At 69.7% G+C, this 23,114-nt stretch carries 19 protein-coding genes and 1 pseudogene; 13 read left to right on the top strand and 7 right to left on the bottom strand.

All coding sequences use genetic code 11. From position 1 onward, the window contains the following. Positions 1-115 precede the first annotated feature (115 nt). Positions 116-1,339 carry an IS110 family transposase gene (locus B9S58_RS11390; protein ID WP_103532002.1) on the bottom strand — a complete coding sequence of 408 codons (1,224 nt, stop codon included), beginning with the start codon at positions 1,337-1,339 and terminating at the stop codon, positions 116-118. Positions 1,340-1,481: 142 nt separating this feature from the next. Beyond that, positions 1,482-1,826: a hypothetical protein gene (locus tag B9S58_RS38960; protein WP_103532001.1), complete on the bottom strand. Its 345-nt coding sequence runs from the start codon at positions 1,824-1,826 to the stop codon at positions 1,482-1,484. 60 nt (positions 1,827-1,886) lie between these two features. Here B9S58_RS38960 and B9S58_RS11380 point away from each other — a divergent pair, with 60 nt between their 5' ends. Beyond that, on the top strand, positions 1,887-2,990 hold the full coding sequence (locus B9S58_RS11380) for a PhlD (protein ID WP_103532000.1): 1,104 nt from the start codon (positions 1,887-1,889) through the stop codon (positions 2,988-2,990). Between the two features lie 55 nt (positions 2,991-3,045). Here the strand turns inward: B9S58_RS11380 and B9S58_RS11375 are convergent, their stop codons facing one another. The 4 genes from B9S58_RS11375 to B9S58_RS11355 all read right to left on the bottom strand — a co-directional run bounded on the left by B9S58_RS11375 (position 3,046) and on the right by B9S58_RS11355 (position 7,877). After that, complete coding sequence (locus B9S58_RS11375; protein ID WP_258044331.1) at positions 3,046-3,693, bottom strand: ScbR family autoregulator-binding transcription factor; 648 nt, start codon at positions 3,691-3,693, stop codon at positions 3,046-3,048. 76 nt (positions 3,694-3,769) lie between these two features. Then, on the bottom strand, positions 3,770-4,081 hold the full coding sequence (locus tag B9S58_RS11370) for a hypothetical protein (protein WP_103531998.1): 312 nt from the start codon (positions 4,079-4,081) through the stop codon (positions 3,770-3,772). An 18-nt stretch (positions 4,082-4,099) separates the two neighbouring features. Next, positions 4,100-5,473: a transposase gene (locus tag B9S58_RS11365; protein ID WP_181009273.1), complete on the bottom strand. Its 1,374-nt coding sequence runs from the start codon at positions 5,471-5,473 to the stop codon at positions 4,100-4,102. 823 nt (positions 5,474-6,296) lie between these two features. Continuing rightward, positions 6,297-7,877, bottom strand: a complete 1,581-nt coding sequence (locus B9S58_RS11355; RefSeq protein WP_103531995.1) for an MFS transporter — start codon at positions 7,875-7,877, stop codon at positions 6,297-6,299. A 72-nt stretch (positions 7,878-7,949) separates the two neighbouring features. Between B9S58_RS11355 and B9S58_RS11350 the strand changes: the two genes are divergently transcribed. The 10 genes and pseudogenes from B9S58_RS11350 to B9S58_RS11310 all read left to right on the top strand — a co-directional run bounded on the left by B9S58_RS11350 (position 7,950) and on the right by B9S58_RS11310 (position 18,434). Further along, complete coding sequence (locus tag B9S58_RS11350; RefSeq protein WP_103531994.1) at positions 7,950-8,579, top strand: TetR family transcriptional regulator; 630 nt, start codon at positions 7,950-7,952, stop codon at positions 8,577-8,579. A gap of 721 nt (positions 8,580-9,300) precedes the next feature. Further along, the gene (uppS, locus tag B9S58_RS11345; RefSeq protein ID WP_258044329.1) at positions 9,301-10,068 is read left to right on the top strand and encodes a polyprenyl diphosphate synthase; all 768 of its coding nucleotides are present in this window, start codon (positions 9,301-9,303) and stop codon (positions 10,066-10,068) included. Continuing rightward, positions 10,065-11,534 (top strand): oxygenase MpaB family protein, encoded by a 1,470-nt coding sequence (locus tag B9S58_RS11340; protein WP_103531993.1) that lies wholly within the window; start codon positions 10,065-10,067, stop codon positions 11,532-11,534. The genes uppS and B9S58_RS11340 overlap by 4 nt, the downstream gene beginning before the upstream one ends. A 270-nt stretch (positions 11,535-11,804) precedes the next feature. Next, a pseudogene (locus tag B9S58_RS11335) lies at positions 11,805-12,476 on the top strand (ISL3 family transposase); the annotation flags it as partial. 302 nt (positions 12,477-12,778) lie between these two features. Further along, a complete protein-coding gene (locus B9S58_RS38955) occupies positions 12,779-12,913 on the top strand; it encodes a hypothetical protein (RefSeq protein WP_258044328.1) in 135 nt (44 codons plus the stop codon). Then, entirely contained in the window at positions 12,910-13,518 is a 609-nt protein-coding gene (locus tag B9S58_RS11330; protein WP_103531992.1) for a hypothetical protein, read from the top strand. The genes B9S58_RS38955 and B9S58_RS11330 overlap by 4 nt, the downstream gene beginning before the upstream one ends. Positions 13,519-13,586: 68 nt before the next feature. Next, positions 13,587-15,557 (top strand): hypothetical protein, encoded by a 1,971-nt coding sequence (locus B9S58_RS39950; protein ID WP_146063493.1) that lies wholly within the window; start codon positions 13,587-13,589, stop codon positions 15,555-15,557. 3 nt (positions 15,558-15,560) lie between these two features. Next, a complete protein-coding gene (locus B9S58_RS37475; protein ID WP_146063492.1) occupies positions 15,561-15,905 on the top strand; it encodes a hypothetical protein in 345 nt (114 codons plus the stop codon). 172 nt (positions 15,906-16,077) lie between these two features. Then, the gene (locus tag B9S58_RS11320; RefSeq protein WP_258044327.1) at positions 16,078-17,550 is read left to right on the top strand and encodes a C40 family peptidase; all 1,473 of its coding nucleotides are present in this window, start codon (positions 16,078-16,080) and stop codon (positions 17,548-17,550) included. A gap of 416 nt (positions 17,551-17,966) precedes the next feature. Continuing rightward, positions 17,967-18,434 carry a hypothetical protein gene (locus B9S58_RS11310; protein ID WP_103531989.1) on the top strand — a complete coding sequence of 156 codons (468 nt, stop codon included), beginning with the start codon at positions 17,967-17,969 and terminating at the stop codon, positions 18,432-18,434. A 148-nt stretch (positions 18,435-18,582) separates the two neighbouring features. On the opposite strand, the gene B9S58_RS11305 is transcribed toward B9S58_RS11310, so the two are convergent. Next, positions 18,583-19,194, bottom strand: coding sequence for a proteoglycan-4 (locus B9S58_RS11305; RefSeq protein WP_103531988.1), 612 nt, complete (start codon positions 19,192-19,194; stop codon positions 18,583-18,585). A 1,505-nt stretch (positions 19,195-20,699) separates the two neighbouring features. On the opposite strand from B9S58_RS11305, the gene B9S58_RS11300 reads away from it, so the two are divergent. Together B9S58_RS11300 and cyaB are read left to right on the top strand one after the other, a co-directional pair. Further along, a complete protein-coding gene (locus B9S58_RS11300) occupies positions 20,700-22,112 on the top strand; it encodes a hypothetical protein (RefSeq protein ID WP_103531987.1) in 1,413 nt (470 codons plus the stop codon). 81 nt (positions 22,113-22,193) lie between these two features. Beyond that, positions 22,194-22,766, top strand: a complete 573-nt coding sequence (cyaB, locus tag B9S58_RS11295) for a class IV adenylate cyclase (RefSeq protein ID WP_202419558.1) — start codon at positions 22,194-22,196, stop codon at positions 22,764-22,766. Positions 22,767-23,114: the final 348 nt, after the last annotated feature.

The raw sequence follows: 23,114 nt of genomic DNA, 5'->3' as shown, positions 1-23,114 counted from the left end.
GGGACGTTCCCGGCGGATCGGGTGCCTGATGGGCAGCCCGGTGGCCGGCAGCGCCGGGGTGGCCGTGCCGGTGTGCGGGCGTGATGGGGCCTGGAGGGTAGGGGCGGCGGAGATTTCAGGCGGCGAGGTCGACGTCGTCGGGGGTGCGTGGTTCGTAGAGGGCTCCGGTGCGGATCATCGCGTGGATGACGTTCACACGTTGGCGGGCCAGGCGGAGGATGGCCTGGGTGTGGGTCTTGCCGCGTGCGCGCTGGCGGTCGTAGTAGGTCCGGGAGGACGGGTCGGACTTGCAGCCGATCGCGGCGAACGCGGCTTGGAACAGGGCGCGTTTGAGGAGGCGGTTGCCGCGGTGGGGTGCGTGCTCGCCGCGGATGGAGGTGCCCGAGGACTTGGTGGCGGGGGCGAGTCCGGCGCAGGAGGCGAGGTGTCCGGCGGTGGGGAAGGCGGTGCCGTCACCGATCGCGACGATCACGGCCGCGGTGGTCCTGACGCCCAGGCCGGGCATGGACGTCAGGAGGTGGAAAAGAGGGAGGGCCTCCAGCAGGGCGGCGATCTCCTGCTCGGCCTGACGCCGCTGGGTGTGGGCGGCGGCGAGCTGGGCGGCCAGGCCCGGCACGATCAGCGCGCTGGCCTCGGTGCCGGGAACGACAAGGGTCTGCTCGGCGAGGGCGTCGAAGATCTCGGTGGCGAGGTGGTGGGCCTTGCGCGAGCCGTGCGCCTTGAGCAGGACCTCGCAGCGGCCTCGGCCCAGCTTCTTCAGCCTGGCCGGGGAGCCGTGCCGTTCAAGGAGGGCCAGGATGTAGGGGTAGCCCAGGCGTGGGCCGACCACCCTTTCGAGAGTGGGGTGGATCTGGGAGAGCAGGCCGCGCAGCCGGTTGGTGGTGCGGTTGACCTCGCCGGCCAGGTCGTTGTCGTAGCCGGTGAGCATGGTCAGCTCGGCCAGCGCCTCGTCGTCGCGGTCCACCGCGCGCAAGGTGTGGGGCATGGTCCGGGCGGTGTCGGCGATGACGAAGGCGTCACGGGCGTCGGTCTTGGCCTCGCCGGGGTAGAGGTCGGCGGCCCGGCGCATCGACAGTCCCGGCAGGTAGGCGACCCGGCAGCCGGTGGCGCGGGCCACGGTCAGCGGCAGGGCGCCGATGTTGGCGACCTGGTCGACGACGACCAGGACCGTGCCGAACTTCGCGACCAGCTTCTCGAACAGTTCCCGCAGCTTCGGCTCGGTGTTGGGCAGCCGCCTGTCATGGACGGTCTTGCCCTGCCCGGTCAGACCATGGGCGTGGTGGAACTCCTTGCCCAGGTCAAGGCCGAGGAACAGATCTATGCCGACGGTGTCGACCATGCTCGCGTGCCCCCTCGACGTGCACTCGTGTCCGATCCTGGCCGTCCCTGCGGCACCACACGCCGGCAACCACGTTACGCAGACATCCCGTCCCTGAAGCGGCCCGGCGTTGCGCCGGGCCAGGCGGTCGTCAGGCCCCTCATCAGCGGTCAAGCGGTGCCCCGAAGCCCGGCGGCAACACCCCCCAGGTCATCCCTCCGACAGGGGGCACACAGCCATACCGGACCCGGGGGCCAGGCGCCCCATTTCGGGGCCACAGAAAAGGTAACGGGGTGGTGGTGCTGTAGCCGACGAGGGCGGCGGTGTCGGGGTCGTGGTGGGCGGCGGCGCGGGCGTGGGCGAGGACGGTGCGGGGGTCGGTGACGATCAGCTCGTCTATCTGGATGCGCTGGGCGTGGACGCGGAGGTCGAGCGGGCGCCGGACGGACGGCCTCGGGGCGGGGGCGGGGACGGCGGGCAGCAGGCTGGGGTGCGGCAGGCGGTTCATCGTGGGACTCCTGGGGTGTGCGACCGTGAACGGAGTTGGGGCCGGACGGACGGATGGGGGTTGGGTATCGACGTGGTGATGATCGGCCGCCCGGTGGTGGTACGGGCTGGGCACCGGGTGAGCACGGACGACCTGGTGGAGGATCTGCGGGCGCGGCATGACCACCCGAAACTTCCGGTGTGGGTGCGGATGCTGCGGAGTGCGGGGGTGGAGTGGCGGCCGTGGTCTGCTCCGCTTGCTGAGACCGCGGGGCGGGCGGGGGTGGGGGTGCGGTCACGGGCCGCGTACGAGGCGTCGCGCGACCGGGCGGTGACGGCGGCGCAGGACGCGCTGGTGGAGGCGGGGCTGGGTCCGTGGGAGGTGGATGTGCTGGTCACTACGCACACCACCAGCTGGACGATCCCCGGTCTGGACGTCGACCTGGTCGGCCGGCTCGGGCTGCGGCCGGATGTCGAGCGGATCGGGCTGGCGACCGCGGCGTGTGTCGGCGGCGGGCACGCCCTGGTCCACGCGGTGAGGGCCCTGCGCGGCCGGTCCGGCGGGCGGGCCCTGGTGGTTGCGGCCGAGGACCTCTCCACGCTCTATCACCCGGATTCCGGGCCGCCGAGCATGCAGACGGTGCTGTACGGGGCCCTGTTCGGGGACGCGGCCGGAGCGGTGGTCGTCTCCGCTGTTGAGGAGGCCGGCGCGGGCGACCTGGTGGTCGAGGACGTGTGGCAGTTGGTTTTGCCGGACAGCGCGGACGCGTACTGGGGTGTCGTGCATGAGAGCGGGGTCCTTTTCGATTCGAGCCGGGCGGCTACGTCGGCTCCGGGACGGGTGCTGCCGTTCCTGACGGGGTGGCTGGACGGGCGGCCCGTTGAGTGGGCGGCGGTCCACCCGGGCGGGCCCGGGATCATCGCCGGGACCCTGGCCGGTCTCGGCCTCGACCCGGAGACGGCCGGACGGCACGCCCGCGACTCCCTGGCGGGCGGAAACCTGGGCGGGGTGGCGTTGCTGGACGTGCTGGCCCGGACCCTGGCCGACGACGACGGTGACGGCGGTGCTTCGGGGCCCGGTGTCGCGGTCGCCTACGGGCCGGGGTTCACCGCGGCCGGGCTGTACCTGACCCGTGCGGTGCCCGGAGCCGGACTCCCGGCACACCCAGGGGGCAGCGACTTTTAAGGTCGCCGTGTCTGCGTTCCACCATCCGGGCCGAGCCCTCCCAGGGGGCGGGTGGTCAGGAGTCCGGCGGGTCCAGGCGCAGCCGGGCGAGGACGGTGGGGCGGGCGAGGCCGGGCATGATCAGGGACCACATGCCGGTGACCTGCTGGTGCAGGGTCTCCCGCTCGACGAGGGCCAGGGCGAGGAGTTGCACGCCGCTGTAGCAGCCGACCAGGGTCCGGGAGGCCTCTTCCGGAGTGACGTGGTCCTGGAGCTCGTCGGCGTTCCGTGCGAATTCGAGGACGGCGGTGACGGCCCCGAGGGGGGCCGCGTAGCTCTCGGCGGTCTGGTAGGGGCCCGGCTCGATGCTGAGGCGGACGGCGGCCCGCAGGACCGGGTCGTTGAGGATGCTCGCGGTGTACTGGTGGCTGATGTCGGTCAGCGCCTGGAGCCACAGGGCCGGGGCCGGCCCCGATTCCGTCTGCCTCGCGACCCGCTCGAAGAACAGGCCCTGGCGGGCGAGGACCGCGTCTCCCAGCTCCTGTTTGCTGGCGAAGTGGTGGTAGAAACCGCCGCGGCTGACCCCGGCGGCGTCCTGGATCTCCGGGATGCTCGCCGCGGTGTAGCCCTTGCGGTCGATCACGATCCCGGCGGCCTCGACGATGCGCTGGGCGGTCTGCTCGCGGCGCTCCGCCCGCTCGCCGCGTTCTCCGCGCTCCTGCACCGTGACGCCTCCCTCGGTGGTCGTCCCCGACGCTACCCGGGGACCCGGCAGGAGACCCCGGAGGGACACGTGGGCATCAGGCAGCATCGGCGCACCTCATCCGGTCCGGCGTGGTGACCGGCCGCTGGGCCGGGGTACACGTGCACCGGAACACGGCCCACACCGCCTTCCCGCCGCACAGGCGCGGGGTCCATCCGTGGTCGTCGGCGAGGACGTCCAGCAGGAGCAGACCGCGCCCGCCGTCCTCCTCACCGGGGACATGGGCGGGGCTCGGGGGCAGGGGCCGGTCGCTGGCGTCGGTGACGGCCAGGACGACGTGTCCGTGCGGCGGGTCGACGACGAGCTCGACTTCGATGTCGTCGGCGGCTCCGGCTGCCTGGTCCGGCATTGGTACTGGTGGGCTCGCCTATTCAACTGTCGCGAGTACTGCTGCCAAACGGTCGTTGTAGTCACTGTGTGTGCTGAGGCATCGCAGGGACATGTCGCCCGGGCGCTCGTTATTCTCCCTGAAGTAGCAGATAGCTGGACGGGGCATCGGGGGGACTTTGTGGACGACCGCATCGAGCCGGATGATGATGGCGGCGGGGTAGAGGAGTCCGGATCGGCTGCCGAGGCTCGGGCCCGAGCCGCCGAGCCGGAGAGTCGGGTACCCCCCGCCTCCGCTGGACCCCGGACCGGCGACGAGCGGATGTTTCTGGAGAAGGCTGCCGCGCTGCGTGCCGAGGCCGACCGAGCCGAGCGCCCCGACGTGGATCCTTGGGCGCCGAGGGAAGAAGCCCGCGGCGGGGAGGAGGAGCCGGAGGCCCCCATCCCCTCCCCCCGCCGCGCGGCGGTCCCAATGCAGGAAGGATCCTCCCTCGTCGAGGCGAAGGACTTCCACTTCCCCGCCCTCGCCAACGGTCTGGACTTCCTGAGCAGCGCCGTGGAGCTCCTCGCTCGGCGGGACAGTCCCGAGCCGAGCGACCTCAAGTACGCCGTGCTCCACCTGCATGCTGCGGCCGAGGTGCTGTTCAAGGCCCGGTTGGAGATGCATCAGCCAGCACTCGTCTGGGCGGACCCGGGGAAGTTCGACGAGGCAAAGCACAAGGCCGGCAAGTACAGGAGCTGCGGCGCCGAGAAGGCGATCGAGCGGCTGAACGAGAACGTGGGCCTGGCCGCTGAAACCGTTCTCGACCTTGATCCTTATCTCGCCGGCAGACGGCAGGGCCCGCTGATAGAGCCGGTCCCGGGCCGTGCGGGCCCGGGCGAGTAGATCACACAGGCGTGACAGCCTCGGCCAGCTGTCACCCGGCGGCTCGTCGTCGGCATCAGTGGTGTCGCCGGTCTCGACCCGCCGGGCATGGTCGCACGCGTCGTCCATGAGCGCGCTGATCTCGTTCTCGCACCGGGCGATGACGGCTTCGAGACGCGGCAACTTCTTGTTGGAGTCACGGGACGCGTTCGCGTCCATTGGCGAGCCGTCCACCGCGACCGCCGAAAGATCGACCAGCCCTCGACCACCGCAAAGGGCCAGCACCTGCACGAACAGCTGGCTCAGCGCGTCGTGGTGACGTTGGATGAACCGGGCGACGGTGGAATGGTCCACTGCGCGGTTCGCGGTGATGATCCGGCAGCCGAGATCGTCCCAGCAGGCCCGCTCGATGCCCCGCGAGGAGCGTATGCCCTTGCTGTAGCAGTAGAAGATCAGCGCGACCAGGGCTGCTGGCGGGTAGGCGCCGCCGCCCTGCCCGTCAGCACGGTAGCCGTCCTCGAAGGCCGAAAGATCGAGCTCCTCGACCACATCGAGCACTTTCCAACACAAGTGCCCTGGCGGCAGCCACTCCCGGGTACTCCTCGGCATCTCGAGATCACGTTCGCGGTCGCACGCCAGGAAACTCCGCCCACCGGCCCAGACTCCAACGTCCCCCCACCGACCGGAACCGAACGTCGAATCGCTCTTGACTCCCGGCCGGGGGAAGTCGTGCGACAGCCTCCCTGTCGTCGTGCGGAGGTTCCGGAACCCGCGCCGGACCCGGGCGGGGGTGAGTTCGTGCGGCGGCAACGGCTTCTCCCACGGCCGCCGGAGGTCTGTGGCGAGGGGCCGGGCGAGGCGGAGCTGGGTGTTGTGGGCGAACCAAGGCCGGACGCCTGCGCCAGCCCTCCTGGCACCGCCTGCGCCCCGACCTCACCCCCGCCGACGAACGTGTACCCGTCTGTCCGGAGGGGCCACGCCCTGTCAACTCCCACGACGCGCCCATGTGCTTCGTGCGGCCGACCACGGGCGGCAGGCGCTGCTCAATGCGCCGTTGCCGCGGGAGCAGGCGCTCCAGCGGCTGCTCGGCATCCGGCGTCGGCCGGGTGAGGGCCCTGGAGGGCCCCGGGCGAAGCCGAACCCGACACCTGCCCTCTTCGGGGACGACGCCGCGGAGGGCGAGAGCGACGGCCTCCGAGGGTGGGTGAAGGCCTCAGCCGGAGGCGATCAGGCCGTCGGCCTTCAAGTCCGTGACGATGTCGGCACCCGTGCTGGTGAACCCGTGCATGCGAGCTTGCCCGGCACCTGGGCGCCGGTCGCGTTCTCGGCGGCGAGGAAGTCGCTGCCGAGAACGCTGACCACCTGGCCTGGGTCAGAGCCCCTCTGCCGCCTTCTGGTTCTCCGAAGGCCGGGGGGCCGAGTCGTTGCTGTGGGTGCCTGCCGGGATTCCGGTGGTTTCCTTCCGGACGGTTCTGGGGGCCCGGCGGGGGGATGCGAGCAGAAACGCTATGGCGAGGGCTGCGAAGAGTGCTGCGCCGGTGCCGACGAGCAGGGCGTCCTCCATGCCGGTCATGAAGGCGGTGCGGGCCTGGTCGAGTACGGGCCCGCCGATCGTGGCGGCTGCGGCGATCGATGAACGCGCGGCGCCCTCCAGGTTCTCTGGCAGGCCGGGCAGGTGGAGGCTGCTGCGGTAGGAGGAGGTGAGGACGCTGCCGAGGACGGCGATGCCCAGAGCGCCGCCGAGTTCGCGGGCGAGGTCGTTCACCGCGGAGCCGACGTTCTGCAGGGCCGGCGGCAGTGCATCGGTGATCGCGGTGGTGGCCGGTGTCATCGCCAGCCCCATACCGGATCCGAGCGTCATCAGCGCGGCGGCGATCAGTCCGTAGCCGCTGTCCCGGTCCAGTTGCGAAAGAAGCGCAAGGCCCACCGAGACCAGGACCAGTCCGGTGACCCAGGGACGTCCGATACCGAAGCGGGCGGTGAGGCGGGGGCTGAGGCGCGACAGCGGCACCATGGCCGCCGCCATGGGCAGCACGCTCAGCGCGGCGACCAGGGCGCTGTCCCCCCTGACGAACTGGAGGTACTGCATGACGACGAAGATGAACCCGAAGAACCCGAAGAACTGAAAGGTGATCGAGAGTGCGCCGGCCGTGAAGCGCGGATGGCGGAACAGCCTGGGATCCAGGAGCGGGTGGCGCCGCTTCAGCTCCCACAGCACGAAGCCGGTGAGGACGATCAGTCCCAGCGTGATGCCGGCCAGGGTGGTCCCGCTGCTCCAGCCGTGCACGGGGGCCTCGATGACGCTGTAGACGAGCACGCCGAGGCCTGCGGCCACCAACAGTGCCCCGAAGCGGTCGAGCGCGGGCTGGTACGGTTCGGCGGACTCCGGTACGTACCTTGCCACGCCCGCCAGGGCGGCTGCGGCGAGCAGCAGGTTCAGGAGGAAGACCGAACTCCAGGACCAGACCGTCAGCAGCGAGCCGGAAGCCAGTAGTCCCACCACGGCGCTGGCACCGGCGACGGCGGCCCAGGTGCTGACGCCACGGGCCCGCAGAGAGGGCGGGAAAGTGGTGGTAATGGTCGAGAGCGTGGCGGGCATGACGAGCGCGGCACCGACGCCCAGCAGAGCTCTCAGCGCGATCAGCATGTTCGGGGAGGTGGTGAGCAGCGCGGCGGCTGAGCCACCGCCGAAGATCGCCAGACCGAGGAGTAGGGCGTTGCGCCGCCCGAAGCGGTCGCCGAGCGCACCGGCGGGCAGCAGCAGTGCGGCGAACACCAGGCTGTAGGAGTCGATGATCCAGGTGAGCTGGGTCTGGGTGGCCTGGGTCTCGCGGGCTATGGACGGCAGCGCCACGTTCAACGAGGACATCGCGGACACGACGGTGGCCAGCGCGAGACAGGTGACCGCGAGGACGAGGCGGTGACGGCCTGCGGACGCTTGATCGGGGGGCATGGCTCCGGGCCTTCCAGTGGGTTGCAGGAACCCGGTCAGAGTCGCTACCGCACCGCTAGCATTTCAACTGTGATGAATAAAACCTCGCGTCGTGGACGTCGGCCCGGCAGCCCCAACACCCATGACGTCATCCTCGAAACGGCCCGCCGCCGCTTTCTGGCCGAGGGCTACCATGCGGTCACGCTGCGCTCGATTGCCGCGGAGGCAGGCGTGGACCTTGCTCTGATCAGCTACTTCTTCGGTTCCAAGAAGGGCCTGTTCGGCGCGGCGCTCGCCCTGGCCGTCAATCCGGCCGAGGTTGTCGCCCAAGTCCTGGAAGGCGACCCCAAGACCCTCTCCCAACGCGCCCTCCGTGCCATGCTCTCCGTGTGGGACGACCCGCAGTCCGGGCCGGCGCTGCTCGCCATGGTGCGCAACGCGGCCCAGGACGAGATGTTCGCCGAGCTCGTCAAGGAAGTGCTCGAACGCGAGATCGTCGACCGCATCGCGGCCTGGCTGGGCGGGTCCCACCCACGTAGACGCGCCGCGGCGTTCACCGCGCAGATGGCCGGTCTGATGACCGCGCGCTACCTGCTGCGCCTGGAGCCCATGGCATCCATGACGCCTGATGAAATCGTCCGCCACCTCGCACCCTCGCTGAGAGTCGCACTCCAGGACACCTCGCACGCCAACCACCGCCGAGCTCCGCGGGACCAGCGGTGAGGCGGTTGACCACAGCAGGTCGCCAGAATCATGCGGGCGCCCGGCCTCGGGGGCCTCTATTCCTTTCCTCAAGGCGCCCAGGTTTGGTTCGGGGTGGTTTGGCTGGCCTTACCTCTGATGTCAGACATACGTGACACTGATCTCCGAGAAGTGAGTCGGTCAACCACAAGCGTGTCACCAGGCGAGGACACAGCAGTACGGGACTGGACAGCGGAGGCCCGAGTGAATCCGCTGCCGACGACGGCGAGGGCATACGGACGGTCACCGTCGCCGGCGGCGCCGAGTGGCTGACCGCCGCACACCACGACGAAGGCACCGGCTCTCGACCCATACGGTGAAGCCTGGGACACCCCCCCTGTCGTCACGTCACGGGAAGTACCGGGGCCCGGTCGCCTTCGCGCCGCGCGGCAGCCGATAGCTGCGGTCCACGTGCAACTGGAAATGGCCGAGTAGGAAGAACCGGCGCTTCCCATGGCCCGTCCAGAGCGCCGACGCCAAAGGGAATCGCGCAGATGAGCCAGGGGTGACGCGCCCCTGTTGGATCGATCAGGCCCCTTCCCTTCCGCCAGACTCCTGGAGAGAGACGCGCCGGTGGGGCGTGTAGGGGGCGATACACAGTGGGTGTGACCAAGCACGGTACGACCGTGCTGCACAGGGCGAGACGGAGCCGGGCGTGACGAGCCACAGCATCCACCGCGCATGCGCCGTGACGGGGGACCGGGTGAGTGGGCGACATGACAGCGACGAGCTGTGGCCCGTCGACGGGCCGGTACGTGCGGTGCCGCGGCACGTGGCCTGCGTGATGGACGGCAATGGCCGCTGGGCACAGTCGCGTTCGCTTCCCCGGACGGCGGGCCATCGGGCTGCGGAGACCACCGTCATCGACATCATCGAGGCGGCCCGGGCCTCCGGCGTGCAGTGGCTCAGCCTGTACGCCTTCTCCACCGAGAACTGGAGCCGTCCTGATGCCGAGGTGGACTACCTGATGCGCCTGGTGCGTCAGGTTGTGCGCAAGCACGCGTCCCTGCTGCTCGCCCGAGGTATCCGCTGCCGCTTCCTGGGGGCCGCGGACCCACGCATTCCCCGTGAGCTGGCGCAGGACTTCGAGGATCTGGCGACGCTGACCGCCGACAGCCGGGGGATGACGCTGACCGTTGCCTTCGACCACGGGGGACGCCGGGACATCGTGGAGGCCGCCCGGTCGCTGATTCGCAGCGGGACGCCAGCCGACGAGGTGAGCGAGCGGCTCTTCGCGGACCACCTGCCATTCCCCGACACCCCCGACGTGGACCTGGCCATCCGCACCTCCGGCGAGCAGCGCATCTCCAACTTCATGCTCTGGCAGGTCGCCTACGCCGAGTGGGTCTTCCCCCAAGCCCTCTGGCCCGACTTTCGGGCCGCGGACTTCCTCGCCTGCTTGCACACCTACCGGCGCCGTGACCGCCGCTTCGGCGGCGTGCCGCCCCAGACGAACGGACACTCGGCATGACGACCGGAACCACTGCAACAGCCGGAGAGACACCCCTGTTCGGGCCGGAGTCGCAGTTCCGCGCCTTCTTCGACGACCCGCGCTGGGCACTGGCCATGATCCGCGCCACCGTGCTGGAGGCCGCCCACCCGCAGATCGGCGCCGCCCTCGTCGACAACTCCACCTTCATCACCCACCCCTGGCGCCGACTGCGCAACACCTTCCTCAGCATGCGGCGCATGTTCGACGCCGACCCGGCGGTACGCGAACGCGAGGCCGCCCGGCTCAACAGGCTGCACGCCCGCATGAGCGGCTTTGACTCCCGTGGCCGCGCCTACGACGCGATGGACCGCGCGGCCCGCGCGTGGGTGGTCGCCACCCTCTTCGAGGGCGCCGTCTCCATGTGCCGCCTCAGCGGCCAGCCGCTCGACCAGGACACCATGAAGCGCATGTACGCCGAGTACCGTGCGTTCCTCGCCGCACTCGACGGCGACGCCGGGGAACTCCCCGAGGACCTGAACGATTTCTGGCGGTACTTCGACAGGGTCGTCGAGGACGAGCTGGAAGACACCGAGGCAGCCCGCGTCATCCTCTACCGGCTCTTCGACCACCTGCCCGCCCCGGCACTGCTCGACGGCATGCCGACCCTGTGGGCGGCCGGCCGGGCTGTCGCCGGGCCCCTCCTCGGCGCGATCACCGTCGCCTCGCTCCCTGAGCCCTACCGGCGTAGGGCCGGCCTGCCCGACATGCCCGGCACCCCCACCCTCATGCAGGGCACCTACCTCGCCGCCGGGCTCACCCGATTCCTGCCCGAAGGCTGGATCAACGCCGAAACCATCATCGAGACCCTTTCCCTCTCGCCCGACAGCGACGACCCCCGCGCCCGGACCGTGAGCGCGCTGCGCACCCGCATGAAGAAGGCCTCGGCCCTGCTCCGCCTCCTCACCCCACTGAGCGGCGACACCGGACCGGGCCCCGTCCCGGCCCCGTCGACGTCCACGGGAGAGGGCCGGCGCTCGGCAGAGGACTTCTTCCGCCAGGTGCTGGACCAGACCGGCGACGGCCACCTCGACTGGCCCGACCTCGCCGCCATGGCACGCGAACTGGCCACCCGCCTCGACCTGGACGAACCCGAGGAAACCCGGCTCTACGAAGCCTTCGCCGCCTGGTGGCGCGAGCTCCAGGCCGCCCTCGATACCGACGGCGACGGCCGCGTCAGCGCCGACGAGTACGCCGCCGCCGTCCCCTCCCTCGCCGGGCCCGCGCTCATCCGCGTCGCCGAGGTCCTCTTCGACGTCACCGACAAGGACGGCAGCGGCACCATCGACGCGGACGAACACCGGACGCTCTTCCGCACCGCCTTCCACCGCGACCTCACCACCACCAACGCCACCTACGGCCGCAGCGCCTTCGTGGGCGACTTCCTCGCCTTCATGTCAGGCCGACGCACGAACACCCCGTACGACCCCCTGCTCACCGACGCTTGACGAACCTGTGGGACGCGCCGCCCACCATGTGCCTCCCCTTCGCTCGTGGCAGACGGCGCAGAGCATCAACCGGAAGGGCTGCTTAGCAGGTTCGTTAGGGCTCGATCTCCTACAGCCGCTCGGCCTGGGCCCGGCATGACCGACTTCGCTGCTTTCCTCCTGCGCCCCCAGCGCGGACGGGTCTGTCAAACGAGCGGCTCTGGCTCGTAGTCGGTGGTGACGTTGGGTAGCTTTCGTGATCATGGTCGCGTGATGGATGTGAACTCCCCAATAGCGACGGGGTTGTCGGCGTTGGTCGTGGAGGGCGTGACGGACGGCGGTGACGTGGTGGTGGTCACGGCTCGCACCCGGCAAGACGCGGTGCCGTGTCCGGTGCACGGGACGCCGACGGCGAAGGTGCACGGGTACTACGGCCGGATGGTGGCGGACGTGCCGGTCGATGGCAGCCCGGTCGTCGTCCGCGTCCGGGTCCGGCGGCTGGTCTGTCCGGTGCTGGGCTGCCGACGGCAGACCTTCCGCGAGCGGATTGCCGGGTTGCTGGAGCGCCATCAGCGCCGCACAGTGCGGCTGGCGGGCCAGATATCGCAGGTGGCACGGGAGTTATGCGGCCGGGCGGCGGCACGCCTGGCCGGCCTGCTGGCCGTGCCCGTTTCCCGCAGCACCGCGCTGCGCCATCTGCGGCGCCTGCCGGTGCCGCAGCAGGCGGTCCCGCAAGTGATCGGCGTGGACGACTTCGCCCTGCGCCGCCGACACCGATACGCCACGATCATCACGGATGCCGAGACCGGCCGACGCGTCGCGGTCCTGCCCGACCGCGAGGCGGCCACCCTCGAGTCCTGGCTGCGGGAGCACGGCAGCGGTGTCGAGGTCGTGTGCCGGGACGGATCGGCCACCTACGCCCAGGCCGTCCGCCGCGCCCTGCCCGGCGCAGTGCAGGTCAGCGCCCAGGGCGCGTGCGTTCTCATGCGGCGAGACGAGTGACTTGCCCGTGGACGGCCCCTGATGGCCTGCTTGCCCGGGTCTGGACGTGACGAACGCGACCTCTGATGATCAAGGTTCTCGAAGCCGTTGATCAAGAACAGGGGTCGCGTTCGCGTGTCATCCTCCCTGATCGATGTCCTGCAGCGCCACCGCGGGAACATCGACCTACCCGAACTCGCCTCGCTGTCCCAGGTCTTGGACCGCCTGCCTGATCCGCGGCGGGTGCGGGGCCGCCGCGGTACCGGCTGGGCGCCCTGCTTGCCTTGTGTCTGCTCGCGGTGCTCGGCGGCGCCACGACGCTGGCCGGCATCTCCCGCTTCGCCGTGGAGAAGCTCCTCGACACCTCACCGAACGCCGTCCAGAACGAGGCCGTGACCATGGAGAAGGTGACCGCGTGAAGCGCTACACGGCGTCAGCCGTCGTCACGGTGGCCGTACTGATGGCCGCCGGATGCTCCTCGGACAGCGCCGACAAGAAGCCGAAGGCGGACCCGACGGCGGCCGTCCTTACCGCGGCCCGCTCATACCAAGAGGCTCAGAACGCCGAGGACTGGCAGGCCGTGTGCAAGCTGCGGTCCGAGCGGCTGCGGTTCGGCACCGTCGAGACGTGCGTCGAGGACAACACCCCGGGCAAGCCGTCACCCTCGCCGACGGACGCCCAGGACGCGGCGCCCTCGCCGTACGACGAGCCGCCACGCTACGCCGACGGCTCGACTCCTCGGCCGAGGGCGACCCGTACGACCGGCGGGCCCGACCGGGCCGACCTCGGCCCGGTCGAGGCGTCGGACGTCGTCGAGGTTCCGGCCGGCACCGAGCACCCGGCCGGGTACGGCGTCATGGTCACCTACACCGTCCAGTGGCCCGGCAAGCCGCCCACGACGTCGCTCCGGGCCCTGCGCCTCATCAAGGAGTCGGGCGCCTGGGCCGTCGACCAAACCGAGGACGTCAGCGATGCCGACGTGGCGCACGGCTCCGCCGTCCTCACCGCTCTTTCAGGGGGATAAGAGTGCTCAGCCGAATGCCGCGAATGAGGAACGTAGCGATTCCGCTCCTTTTCGCATACACCACGCTCATGGCCACTGCGGCACAAGCCCACGCAGCGGATATCGAACCTATGGGGGTCGGCGACCTGATGCCGTCGCCCGACTTCAAGGTTCCCGAGGGCCAAGGCACCCTCTACGAGACGTACGGAAACGGCTCCCTTTACATTCTCGACGAGCAATTCGGAATGTTCGACGGGTTCGAGGCCACATTCCACGGAATCGCCGACCTGTTCATGACCCTTACCGTGGTCATCGGGACAGCGGCCGTCGTCGTGGTGCAGTGGATTTTTCAGCTCACCTCGATTCCAGCACTCGAAAACGCAATCACAAAAAGCATCGGCGGAGCCGCAAAGGGCCTGACTCTCACCCTGCTACCGGCCGCCCTTGCCGTGGGCGGACTCGTCGCTTTCGCCCAGCACAAGAAAGGCGGCGGAGGCGGCGGCCTCTCGCAAATCGGGTGGGTCCTCGTATCCGGAGTTTTCTCGATCTCCCTCCTCACCAGCCCCGGAGCCTGGGTTGACGGCGTCGACACCGTCCGGCAGGTCGGCGCCAGCGTCACCATGCAAGCCACCTCGGCGGGCCTCGGCGACGGCAAAGCAGAATTCCCGTTCGAAACACACCACGACCCGAAATTCACCGGCAACGGCCGTGACGACATGCTCAGGAAATCGAGCGACTCCGTATGGCGGGCCTACGTCGTCACCCCATGGTGCGCGGCCAATTTTGGCTCCCTGGAAGCCTGCGAAAAGTACGGCGCCGATCTCCTCGACCAGGGCACCGACCGCGACAAGCGGGAAGAGTGGTTGAAAACCCACGTCAGCGATTCCACCGTGGGTAAAGACTCCGTGGCATGGCGACAGGGACACAACCCGGGCGGCCGTGTCGCCGTGACCATCCCCGCGTTCATTAACGTGGTACTTTTCGCGGCCCTCGTCATCGCGCTTTCCTTTGCCTTCCTGGCGAGCTTCCTCGGCGCGCTCATGCTCCTACTCGTCGGCGTTATCTTCGCTTGCCTATGGGTGATCCCCGGGCGGCCGAGGGAATGGGGTCTCGCCTGGTTCGACCAGCTACTCGGCCGCACCCTCGAAAGCACCATCGCAACCGTGGTGGTGGGCGCCGTCCTCTCGATCCAAGTTGCCTGCAACCAAGTCTTCGGCGAGTACGGATGGCTGCCGTCCAGCGGCCTGGCCATCGCCGCCGCCATCGTCGGAATGCAGTTCCGCGCCGTCGTCGCCCAAATCTTCGGCGTCCGCGGTACCTCCGGCGGCATGATGGCCGGATTCGCTGCCTCCCGCCTGCTGAACTTCGGCGGCGGCAAGGGCGGCGGCCGACGTGACACGGGCGTCAACCACCGGCCCGTGGCCACCCGCCCCGGCGGCGGCAAGGGCGGAGGCGGTGGCGGAGGAGGAGGCGGCGGCGGGTGGAAGCCGCTCCCGCCCGGCCCCTGGTCCCACATGCCGCAAAACGGGCCATGGAACACCACCATCACCCGCGTACCCAACCAACGGCCCCCAGCTCCAAAGCCGTTGGCGACCACGGGCGCCGGGGCCGGGTCCGGTCCTTCGGCGCTGCCACCCGCCACGGCCGGCAGCAGTATCCCCGCCACGGCAGGCACCGCTACCGCCACCCTCACCCGGACCGGCACCGGAGCCGCACCGACGCCGTCCGTGCCCGCGCAGAGCCCGCCGCGCCCGGCTCTCCCAGCGGCGACGGGAGCGCCCACACCCACAAACCGCGCCCTGCCCCCCGGACCGACGATGCGTCCGGAGGCCGGCACCCCGGCCTATGCCTTCCGCCAGGCCCTCCCGCCGAGCAGCAGCACAGCCGGGCCGAAGGTCATTCAGGGAACCGTCATCCGCAGCACACCCAACCCGCCACCGCCACGCCCGAACCGGAGCGCGACACCCCCGCCGCCCAGGACGACCGCGCCGCCCACCCGAGTCCCGCGGCCGTCAGCCGGACCGACCAGCACCAGGCCCACGCCGAAGAAGAAGGGGTGACCCATGCCGGGTAAGAACGACGACCGTACGCCCCAGGAGTGGCGCGACGTCCTGGCCGGCTTCGACTACCCGGAGGACGTCAAGAGGACGAAGGGATTGCGGGCCAGGCGCCGCGCCAAGGCCGGACACCGCGAGGAGACGCGGCGGCAAACGGCGGAATGGGTCCGCGAGCAGCGCCGCCGCGACCCGATCCGGCCCGCAGGAGCCGCGATCATCCTCGTCCTGATCCTCGCCCTCGGTGCGGGCGCCCGCTGGGTCTGGCCCGGCCTCCTCGGGGAAAGCCACGACCAGGGGAGCCGAGCCACGGCCACGGCTCCCCCCAGCCCAGGACGACAAGCCCGCGGATAGCGTCTCCCCGAGCAGCTCCTCGGCCGAGCCGAGCACCGCCTCGCCGACGGCTCCGGCCGTCGACCTGGGCGACCCCCGGACCGTCGCCGAGGAAGCCGTACGCCTCTACCTCACCCGCAACCCGCCCCAGGACGAGACACACACCGCGGCCGTACTGCGCGCCGCTCCGTACATGACGCGCGCGCTCACCGAAAACTTGAGCGCTCACAGCGACCCGGCATGGAACCGCCTCGTCAGCCGCGGCGGAGTCGCCACGGTCGGCACGGTGAAGGTCCAGCCCGCCGGCAACGACCTCCCCGCAGACTCACCGATCCGCGTGTGGCGCACGGTGACGGCGACGGTGAACGTCGAGGGATACACCACCTACAAGGAAACCCCCGTTCTGCAACTGGAGTTGATGCTCAGCGGCGACGAGTGGCGGGTAACCCGAATCCTGGGGCTGCAAGTGAACGGACGCGACGCGCTTCGGACCGCCTTCAACCTCAAAGCCGGACTCGTCAAGCTCAAGGCCGGGGCTATCGGCCTGGGCGTCTTCATCATCGTGATGGTCCTCGTCGGCCTGTTCACCGGCGGCATGTCCGGAACGGCGAAGGCGGACTCCTGCGGAGGCCGCGGTACGCCCGGAGTCGACGACGGCGGCAGTGCCGGCGGCGCCCCAGGCGGCGGCCCCGCCACCCGCAAAGAGCAGATAGAGAACGCCAAGGTCATTGACAAGGTCGCGTCAGACGGAGGGCTCTCCGGGTACGCGACGCTCATCGGGCTGATGACCGCGCTCCAGGAGTCAACCCTCTTCAATCTCGACCACGGTGACCGGGATTCCGTCGGACTGTTCCAGCAACGACCCTCCCAGGGCTGGGGAACCGTCGACCAGATCATGCAGCCCACCTACGCAGCCAAGATGTTCTACTTCGGCGACGAGGACGGCTCGCCCCGCGGCATGGTCGACGTCCGCAACTGGCAGAACATGGACGCCGGCCGCGTCGCCCAGGCCGTACAGCGCAGCGCGTACCCCGACCTGTACGCGGGCCAGGAGGACGCCGCCCGCAAGATCGCAGGCGAGGCAGGAATCGACCTCGACCGCGCCGGCACCAGCGAGACACCGGACCGTCAGAACCCGGGCGACGACGGCAGTAACGGCGACGACCAGGCCGACGACGAGAATTGCTACCCCGAGACCGGCGGGGGCGCCGGGAAGCCCGGCAAGCCGGGGGAGCCGTTCTACGACGGCGCCGCCGGATGGCCCGCCCAGGTGAAGAACCCCCGCACCAACGCCGAGGCGATCCGCTGGGCCGAGACCGAGGCACGCACGGGCGGCAAAGACTGGTACCGCAAGTGTTTGGCATTCGTGGCCGTGGCGCACGGATGGAATTTCTCCGGAGTCCATTACGCCATTGACCATTACAAGGAAATGCCCCCGAAGATGAAGCACGACAGGGACAGGAACCCTCCGCCGGGCGCCTTGATGTACTGGGACACGGGTCAAAGGGCTGGGCACGTCGCGGTCTACCTCGGAGACGGCAAAATTGCCAGTAACGATATCCGCCGTCCGGGATATATTGACGTTGTTCCTGCAACAGACATTGAAACCGTGTGGGGAGCGACCTACCTCGGATGGGCGCCGCCTTATTTCCCCAAGGGCGGATAGGCGGAGGAAGACGAAATGACTACCACGAATCCCGAAAGCGTTCCCGCAACCCCCGTCTACACCATCACCGTGAGCGTGGACGGCGTCGCGTCCATCAACGGCGAGCAGGTCACCGAGGAGGGCCTCGACCCGAGCGCCGCACGCGTCGCCGCCCTCTCTGAAATTGTGATCAAGGCGGCATTGCACGGGCGCCCCGTCCGCGTGCTCGCCAAGGAAGCCGACGGGTCGGCCTGGCCCCTGATCGTGGACGTCAACGGCACCGTAACGACGCTCGAAACCCCCCACCCCGCACCGCCGGTACCTGTACCCGCCCAGGCACGCCCGGCGGCCCCCCCCCGCACCAGGAGGCGGCCAGAGCTCAGGCTCGGCCCCCACAGCAGCCCGCCGCGGCGGAGCTCGGCTCCGCACCGGCCGTCGTGCCGACCGAATGGGCCGCACCGCTCCCGCCGCAGTACGGGCCCGCCTGGGCCGATCTCGTCGCCCAGGAGAAGGCCGGACGGCTCGTCGAGGCCATCGTCACCGCCGCCCAGCTCGAAACCGTCCTCGCGGGCACCCTCGGCCCTCTCGCACCCCCCACCGTCAACGTGATGACCGTCCGGGCCGTGTTCACCGTGCGCCGCGTCGAGGAAACCGAGGACTGGGCCGAGACGGTGGAGCTCCTCGTCCAGACGGCGCAGCGCCGCCGTGAGGCAGGGGCCCCCGAGGACGAGACACAGCGCTTGATCAGCAACGCGCACGCCACATGGATGCGGCTCTCTGCCGAAGATCCCGAGTACGCCCACGAGACGGCCGAGCCGGTGCTCGTCCTCCTCGGAGACCACCCGCAGAACAAGCGCCGCGCACAGGCCGTGATCCGCCTCCTCGAACGGGGCGCAGCGGCGTAGCAGAACGCCGCCACCGCGAACGTGCGAGACCCCCTCCCCGCGTGTCGGGAGGGGGTCTCGCACGGTTCCGGAGCTGCGCGCAGAAAGAGGGGTGTAGCAAGGTGCGGCAGGGCATAGCCCAGAGGCTCAAATGGACCTGGCGGGCCTTCTACTCCGGTGCTTGGCACCGGGTTTGGCGTGCTTGGTTGAGGAGGCGTTCCCAGGTGCGGGGTGATCCGCCGTGTTCTTGGGCGAGGTTGGTGGCGATGTGGGTGATGGGGGTGTCCGGGCTGGTGGCGAGGGCGTCGCCGGCTGTTTGCAGTCGTGGGTCGCCGGCGTAGGGGTGGGCTTTGCGGGGGCCCTGGGGTTCGCCGGCGCGGCGTCCGCCTCCTTTGCCTTGTCCGGGTGGGTGGTCGCGGCGGTGTTCGATCTCGCGGCGGCGCCAGACCCGGGCGCCGTAGAGGGTCTCGCCGGGGGAGAGGTAGCCGCGTCGGGCGTAGCCGCGGACCGTTCCCGGGTCGATGCCGAGGATGTCGGCGGCTTCCTTGTCGTTGAGCTGGTCGTCGGGGTCCTCCTGGGCGGGCAGCGCGGGGACAGGGCTGCCCTGGAGGCAGGCCAGGGCTTGCTCCAGGTCGTAGATCAGGAAGCGGCTGCCGGGGAAGAGGCTGGGCACGTGCTCACGGAAGGCCGGAGCGTCACGCCGGCGCCAGGTGGCCAGAGGGACTCCGGCTCGTTCAGCGATGTCGGCTTCGTTGATGACCGGACGGCCTCGCGGGATCATGGTGCTCGTCCTTTCCTCGGAGGGATGTCCTTGCCGGTGTACTGGGGTCGGCCTGTATCCTGGTCGTGGTCCCGCGCCGTTTCGTCGGCAGGGCTGTTGGTAGTAGGGCCGGTGGTGTGCCGGGTTGCTTCAGGGCGACTCTCCGCCGGCCCTTTTCCATGCGCGGAATCTGTTGCGGCATTGACCACAACCCCCGTCCCGACAATCTCAACCTTACATCTGTCTGGCCCGATCGTGTGTCCTCGGTGCTCGCGAGCACCGGAGGCAGACGGACGACCCGAGTCCGGCCGGCAACGGCCAGAACCGCAGGAACGCCACACGGGTCGTGGGCGCCGGCCTGCCCCGCTCCCGCCTCTATCGGAGACACGACGCTTCCCAGGGCACGCGCCGCGAGGATGCCGTCTGTACACATCGGGGAGCAGCGCTTCAGCAGCACTTCCCCGGAGGTCGGCGCCGATCCGTTGTTCACGACGATGGACAGCACCACCCACCCACCCACCGCCGGGGAAGTGCTCCCGCCGCCTGCACTCCGCCGGCGGCCGAGTAGCCAAGGACGAGCGCTGTTCATGGACCAGGCGACGGCTGCTCCACCAGGTCGTGCGTCGGCAACGGCAGCGCTGCGCATCCTGGGCGCAGCTCGGTGCTCGTGACCACGAACAGTTTCAGCGCCTTGAACCGGCCGCGAATCTCCCCGCTGACCGGGCAAAAGTGCCCCCGCCCCCGAGACCGAATGACCGGCATCCGCGGAGAGGGGGGCGCAGCGATGGCCGGGCGCTCCGCACCCTCCCGGGGCGTAGCGATGGCCGGGCGCTGACGCACCCTCCCGGGGCGTAGCGATGCCGGGCGCTGACGCCCCCTCGCCCCTCTGGGGCGCAGCGGTGGTCGGGCGCTGACGCCCCCTCCGGGGCGTAGCGATGGTCGGGCGCTGACGCCCCCTTGGGGGCGGAGCGATGCCGGGCGCTGACGCCCCCTCCGGGGCGCAGCGGTGGTCGGGCGCTGCGCACCCTCCGGGGCGGAGCGATGGCCGGGCGCTGACGCGCCCTTGGGGGCGGAGCGATGCCGGGCGCTCCGCGCCCTCGCCCCTCCGGGGCGCAGCGATGCCGGGCGCTGACGCACCCTCCGGGGCGCAGCGGTGCCGGGCGCTCCGCGCCCGTTTGTTGTGGCTGGGGCGGGGGGTGGGGCGAGACTTTAGGCAGCCACCATGGGGCGAGCCTCGAAGATCATGGCCCCAACGTCGTGCTTTAGCGGGCAGGTCCACAGACTGCCCGACGCGCCGGAAGCTTACGGGGCCATGATCACTCGCCCCATGGCAGCTCCCGCCCAAAGTCTCGCCCCACCCCCCGCGTGGTCCGGTGCGGCACACGGGGCTTGATGATCATGGAGAAGGGTGTCTGACCTGCGGTTTTCGCTGGACTGGTGAGTTGAAGTGGGGTAATGTTGTGCATGTCGGAAGGGGCGGCACACCCCGACCGGCCACCAACAGCCAGTCAACGAAAGGCAACACCGTGAACCAGCCGCTCACCCTCTCCAACGAGACCGCAGCGGGAGGCGCGTTCGCCACCGCCGCGAAGTCCGCCGCTGGCTATCTCGACGTAGCCGCGAACGCGCACGGCCGCGAAAAGGTGCAGATGGTCTTGGACGCCATCGGGCGTACCCCCACTGCCTCTCACCTCGTGGAGATCGGACCCGGCGGGGGAGCCGCACTCCAGTACCTCACCGGCAGTCTCACCAGCACCACCGACCGCCCCCGCCCGCTGGACGTGACCTTGATCGAGGCACCCGGCGTCATCTCCCAGAGCCTCGCTCACGCAATCGACCGCTACAACGCGTCCGGCCTGGGAACCTGCACCCTCACTCACGGTCTCGCCCAGCAGATCGGCACGATCCTTGACCGCCCCGCCGACATCGTCGCCGCGTCCGCCCTCATGCACGAGGTCTACTCCTACGGCAGCGGGTACCGGGGGATTCACGAACTGATGTGCACCCTTCCCACCGTTCTGACGCCCGGAGGGCACTTCGCCTACCGCGACGTACGCACGGTCAACGCGCCGACCCTTCACGAGCCGGTCACCCACACCTACACCCATCGCGGATGGCTCCAGTTCATCCGCATGTTCACCCCGCAGTACCTGACCGGCAGCCTCCACCCCTACCACCGGTCCGGCGACGACCCGACCACCCGTCAGGACTCCCACCGCGTCGCGCTGGAGAGCATCGACCCCAGGACCAGCGCCGTCATGACCGGGCCCATCGGGCTTTTCCGCGAAATCCAGCGCCACTACATCACCTTTCGTGACTACGCCTGGCGCTCCGGTGTCCTCGGATTCCGCCCCCAGCTCGACGGACAGTATTCCGCCGACTGGATCGACGCGGCAGCAGGTCACAAGCGGGTTCACTTCACCCTCACCGAAGCCGAAGGCATTTCACCCCGCCACCGCGCATTCCTGAAGAGCATCAGCGAACCCTACGGCGACCACTACGTCACGGACGGAGACATGTTCGACGAATGCACCGATGCCGCACTCATCGAACTACTCACGTCCGCCGAGAACGGCGACGACCAGTGCGCATCCGTATGGCGGGAATGGACCGAGCGTGAAGGCCACGAAACCTACGTCTATCTCACCCTCAGCGAACTTCTGTCCGAGTTCGCGATCACGTCGGCGGAAGCCAACACGAACACCGTGCTGATGCCCCGAGCAGCCCGCGACGTCCGCACCCCCGAACGCGCCTACTACACGCGCTACCTCCGCACTCACCTCCCCAACCCCCTGCCCGACGGAAAGCAAATGGTCCTCTTCACCAACATCCCCGCCCACGACTCCGAAGCAATCAGCGCCGGTATCGAAACCCTCCGGCCCCTGTGCAGCCGTCCGGCCATGGTCCGCCTGCACTCGGCACTCACCCACACCATGTAGTCCCCACACACGCGGGGGCCCTCGGACCAGAGCCGAGGGCCCCCGCGCCCCAACCGCGAAGAGAACAGGAGAATGGACCCCATGACCCACACCATCGAAGTGGAGCGCAAACGCGAACTCCCCGACGACGGGAGCACTCTGACGCCCCGACTCGCCGAACTCCGCTACATCGCGTCCGCCCCAGTGACCGAGGTGGATACCTACTACAGCCGCCCCGACGTCGATTACATGCAGACGGTCGAATGTCTGCGAATCCGCCACCGGGACAACTTCGCAGAGATCACTTACAAACCAGCATCCACCCCCACGACCCACGCAGACGACCACGTAATTTCCAAGGTCGAAACGAACGTCATCCTGAGCGAAGGCGAACAGGCACGCGCAGCCGAAAGGCTACTCACCTCCATCGGAATGCGTGAACTTGTCCGCGTGGAGAAGACCCGCACCACCTACACCCACCCCGAAACCCCCGGCGTGGTAGTCAGCATCGACACCATTAATGGTGTCGGTACCTTCATCGAAACCGAAGTGAACCGACCGACGAGCGAAGGCGCTTCCGGGCTCATCGAGCACATCGAAAAGCAGCTAGGAATTACGGGATACCCCACCGTATCGCTGCCATATCGCGATCTCGTACTGCGAAGCCGAGATTAAAACCTCGGGCCAGCCAAGGGGTAGAGGATGGGGTGACACTCCCCGGGGGTGTCACCCCATCCTGCCAATTCAACATGCTGCATCAGACTGATGCAGGTTGATGCAGCCCCGACCCCGGGCACCCTTCCTCGTAGCCAGCCTGGCCCGCGCCAGCGGGCCGAAGGCCCTGGAGGCGCAGCCGGAGGGGCTGTTGGGTCGGGGAGCGCAGCGGACCGGCCCAACCCGGTGCGGAGCGAAGCGGAGAACCGGTCAAGCCTTGCGCAGCAAGGCCCGGCCAGGGAGCGCAGCGGACAGGCCGTCACCACCCGGACGCAGTCCGGGTGGTGGGCACCTCGCGCAGCGAGGTGC

Origin of the sequence: Streptomyces sp. SM11 (assembly GCF_002910905.1) — a bacterium.
Taxonomy (GTDB): Bacteria; Actinomycetota; Actinomycetes; order Streptomycetales; family Streptomycetaceae; genus Streptomyces.
Note: the sequence above shows the minus strand (reverse complement) of the source record. Positions and strands in the feature narration are given on the sequence as shown.

Excerpts from the sequence above, each read along its gene's own strand:
- B9S58_RS11390 (WP_103532002.1), bottom strand. The coding sequence starts at position 1,339 with ATGGTCGACACCGTCGGCATAGATCTGTTCCTCGGCCTTGACCTGGGC.
- B9S58_RS38960 (WP_103532001.1), bottom strand. The coding sequence starts at position 1,826 with ATGAACCGCCTGCCGCACCCCAGCCTGCTGCCCGCCGTCCCCGCCCCC.
- B9S58_RS11370 (WP_103531998.1), bottom strand. The coding sequence starts at position 4,081 with ATGCCGGACCAGGCAGCCGGAGCCGCCGACGACATCGAAGTCGAGCTC.
- B9S58_RS11355 (WP_103531995.1), bottom strand. The coding sequence starts at position 7,877 with ATGCCCCCCGATCAAGCGTCCGCAGGCCGTCACCGCCTCGTCCTCGCG.
- B9S58_RS11350 (WP_103531994.1), top strand. The coding sequence starts at position 7,950 with ATGAATAAAACCTCGCGTCGTGGACGTCGGCCCGGCAGCCCCAACACC.
- B9S58_RS11340 (WP_103531993.1), top strand. The coding sequence starts at position 10,065 with ATGACGACCGGAACCACTGCAACAGCCGGAGAGACACCCCTGTTCGGG.
- B9S58_RS39950 (WP_146063493.1), top strand. The coding sequence starts at position 13,587 with ATGGCCACTGCGGCACAAGCCCACGCAGCGGATATCGAACCTATGGGG.
- B9S58_RS37475 (WP_146063492.1), top strand. The coding sequence starts at position 15,561 with ATGCCGGGTAAGAACGACGACCGTACGCCCCAGGAGTGGCGCGACGTC.
- B9S58_RS11320 (WP_258044327.1), top strand. The coding sequence starts at position 16,078 with ATGACGCGCGCGCTCACCGAAAACTTGAGCGCTCACAGCGACCCGGCA.
- B9S58_RS11305 (WP_103531988.1), bottom strand. The coding sequence starts at position 19,194 with ATGATCCCGCGAGGCCGTCCGGTCATCAACGAAGCCGACATCGCTGAA.
- cyaB (WP_202419558.1), top strand. The coding sequence starts at position 22,194 with ATGACCCACACCATCGAAGTGGAGCGCAAACGCGAACTCCCCGACGAC.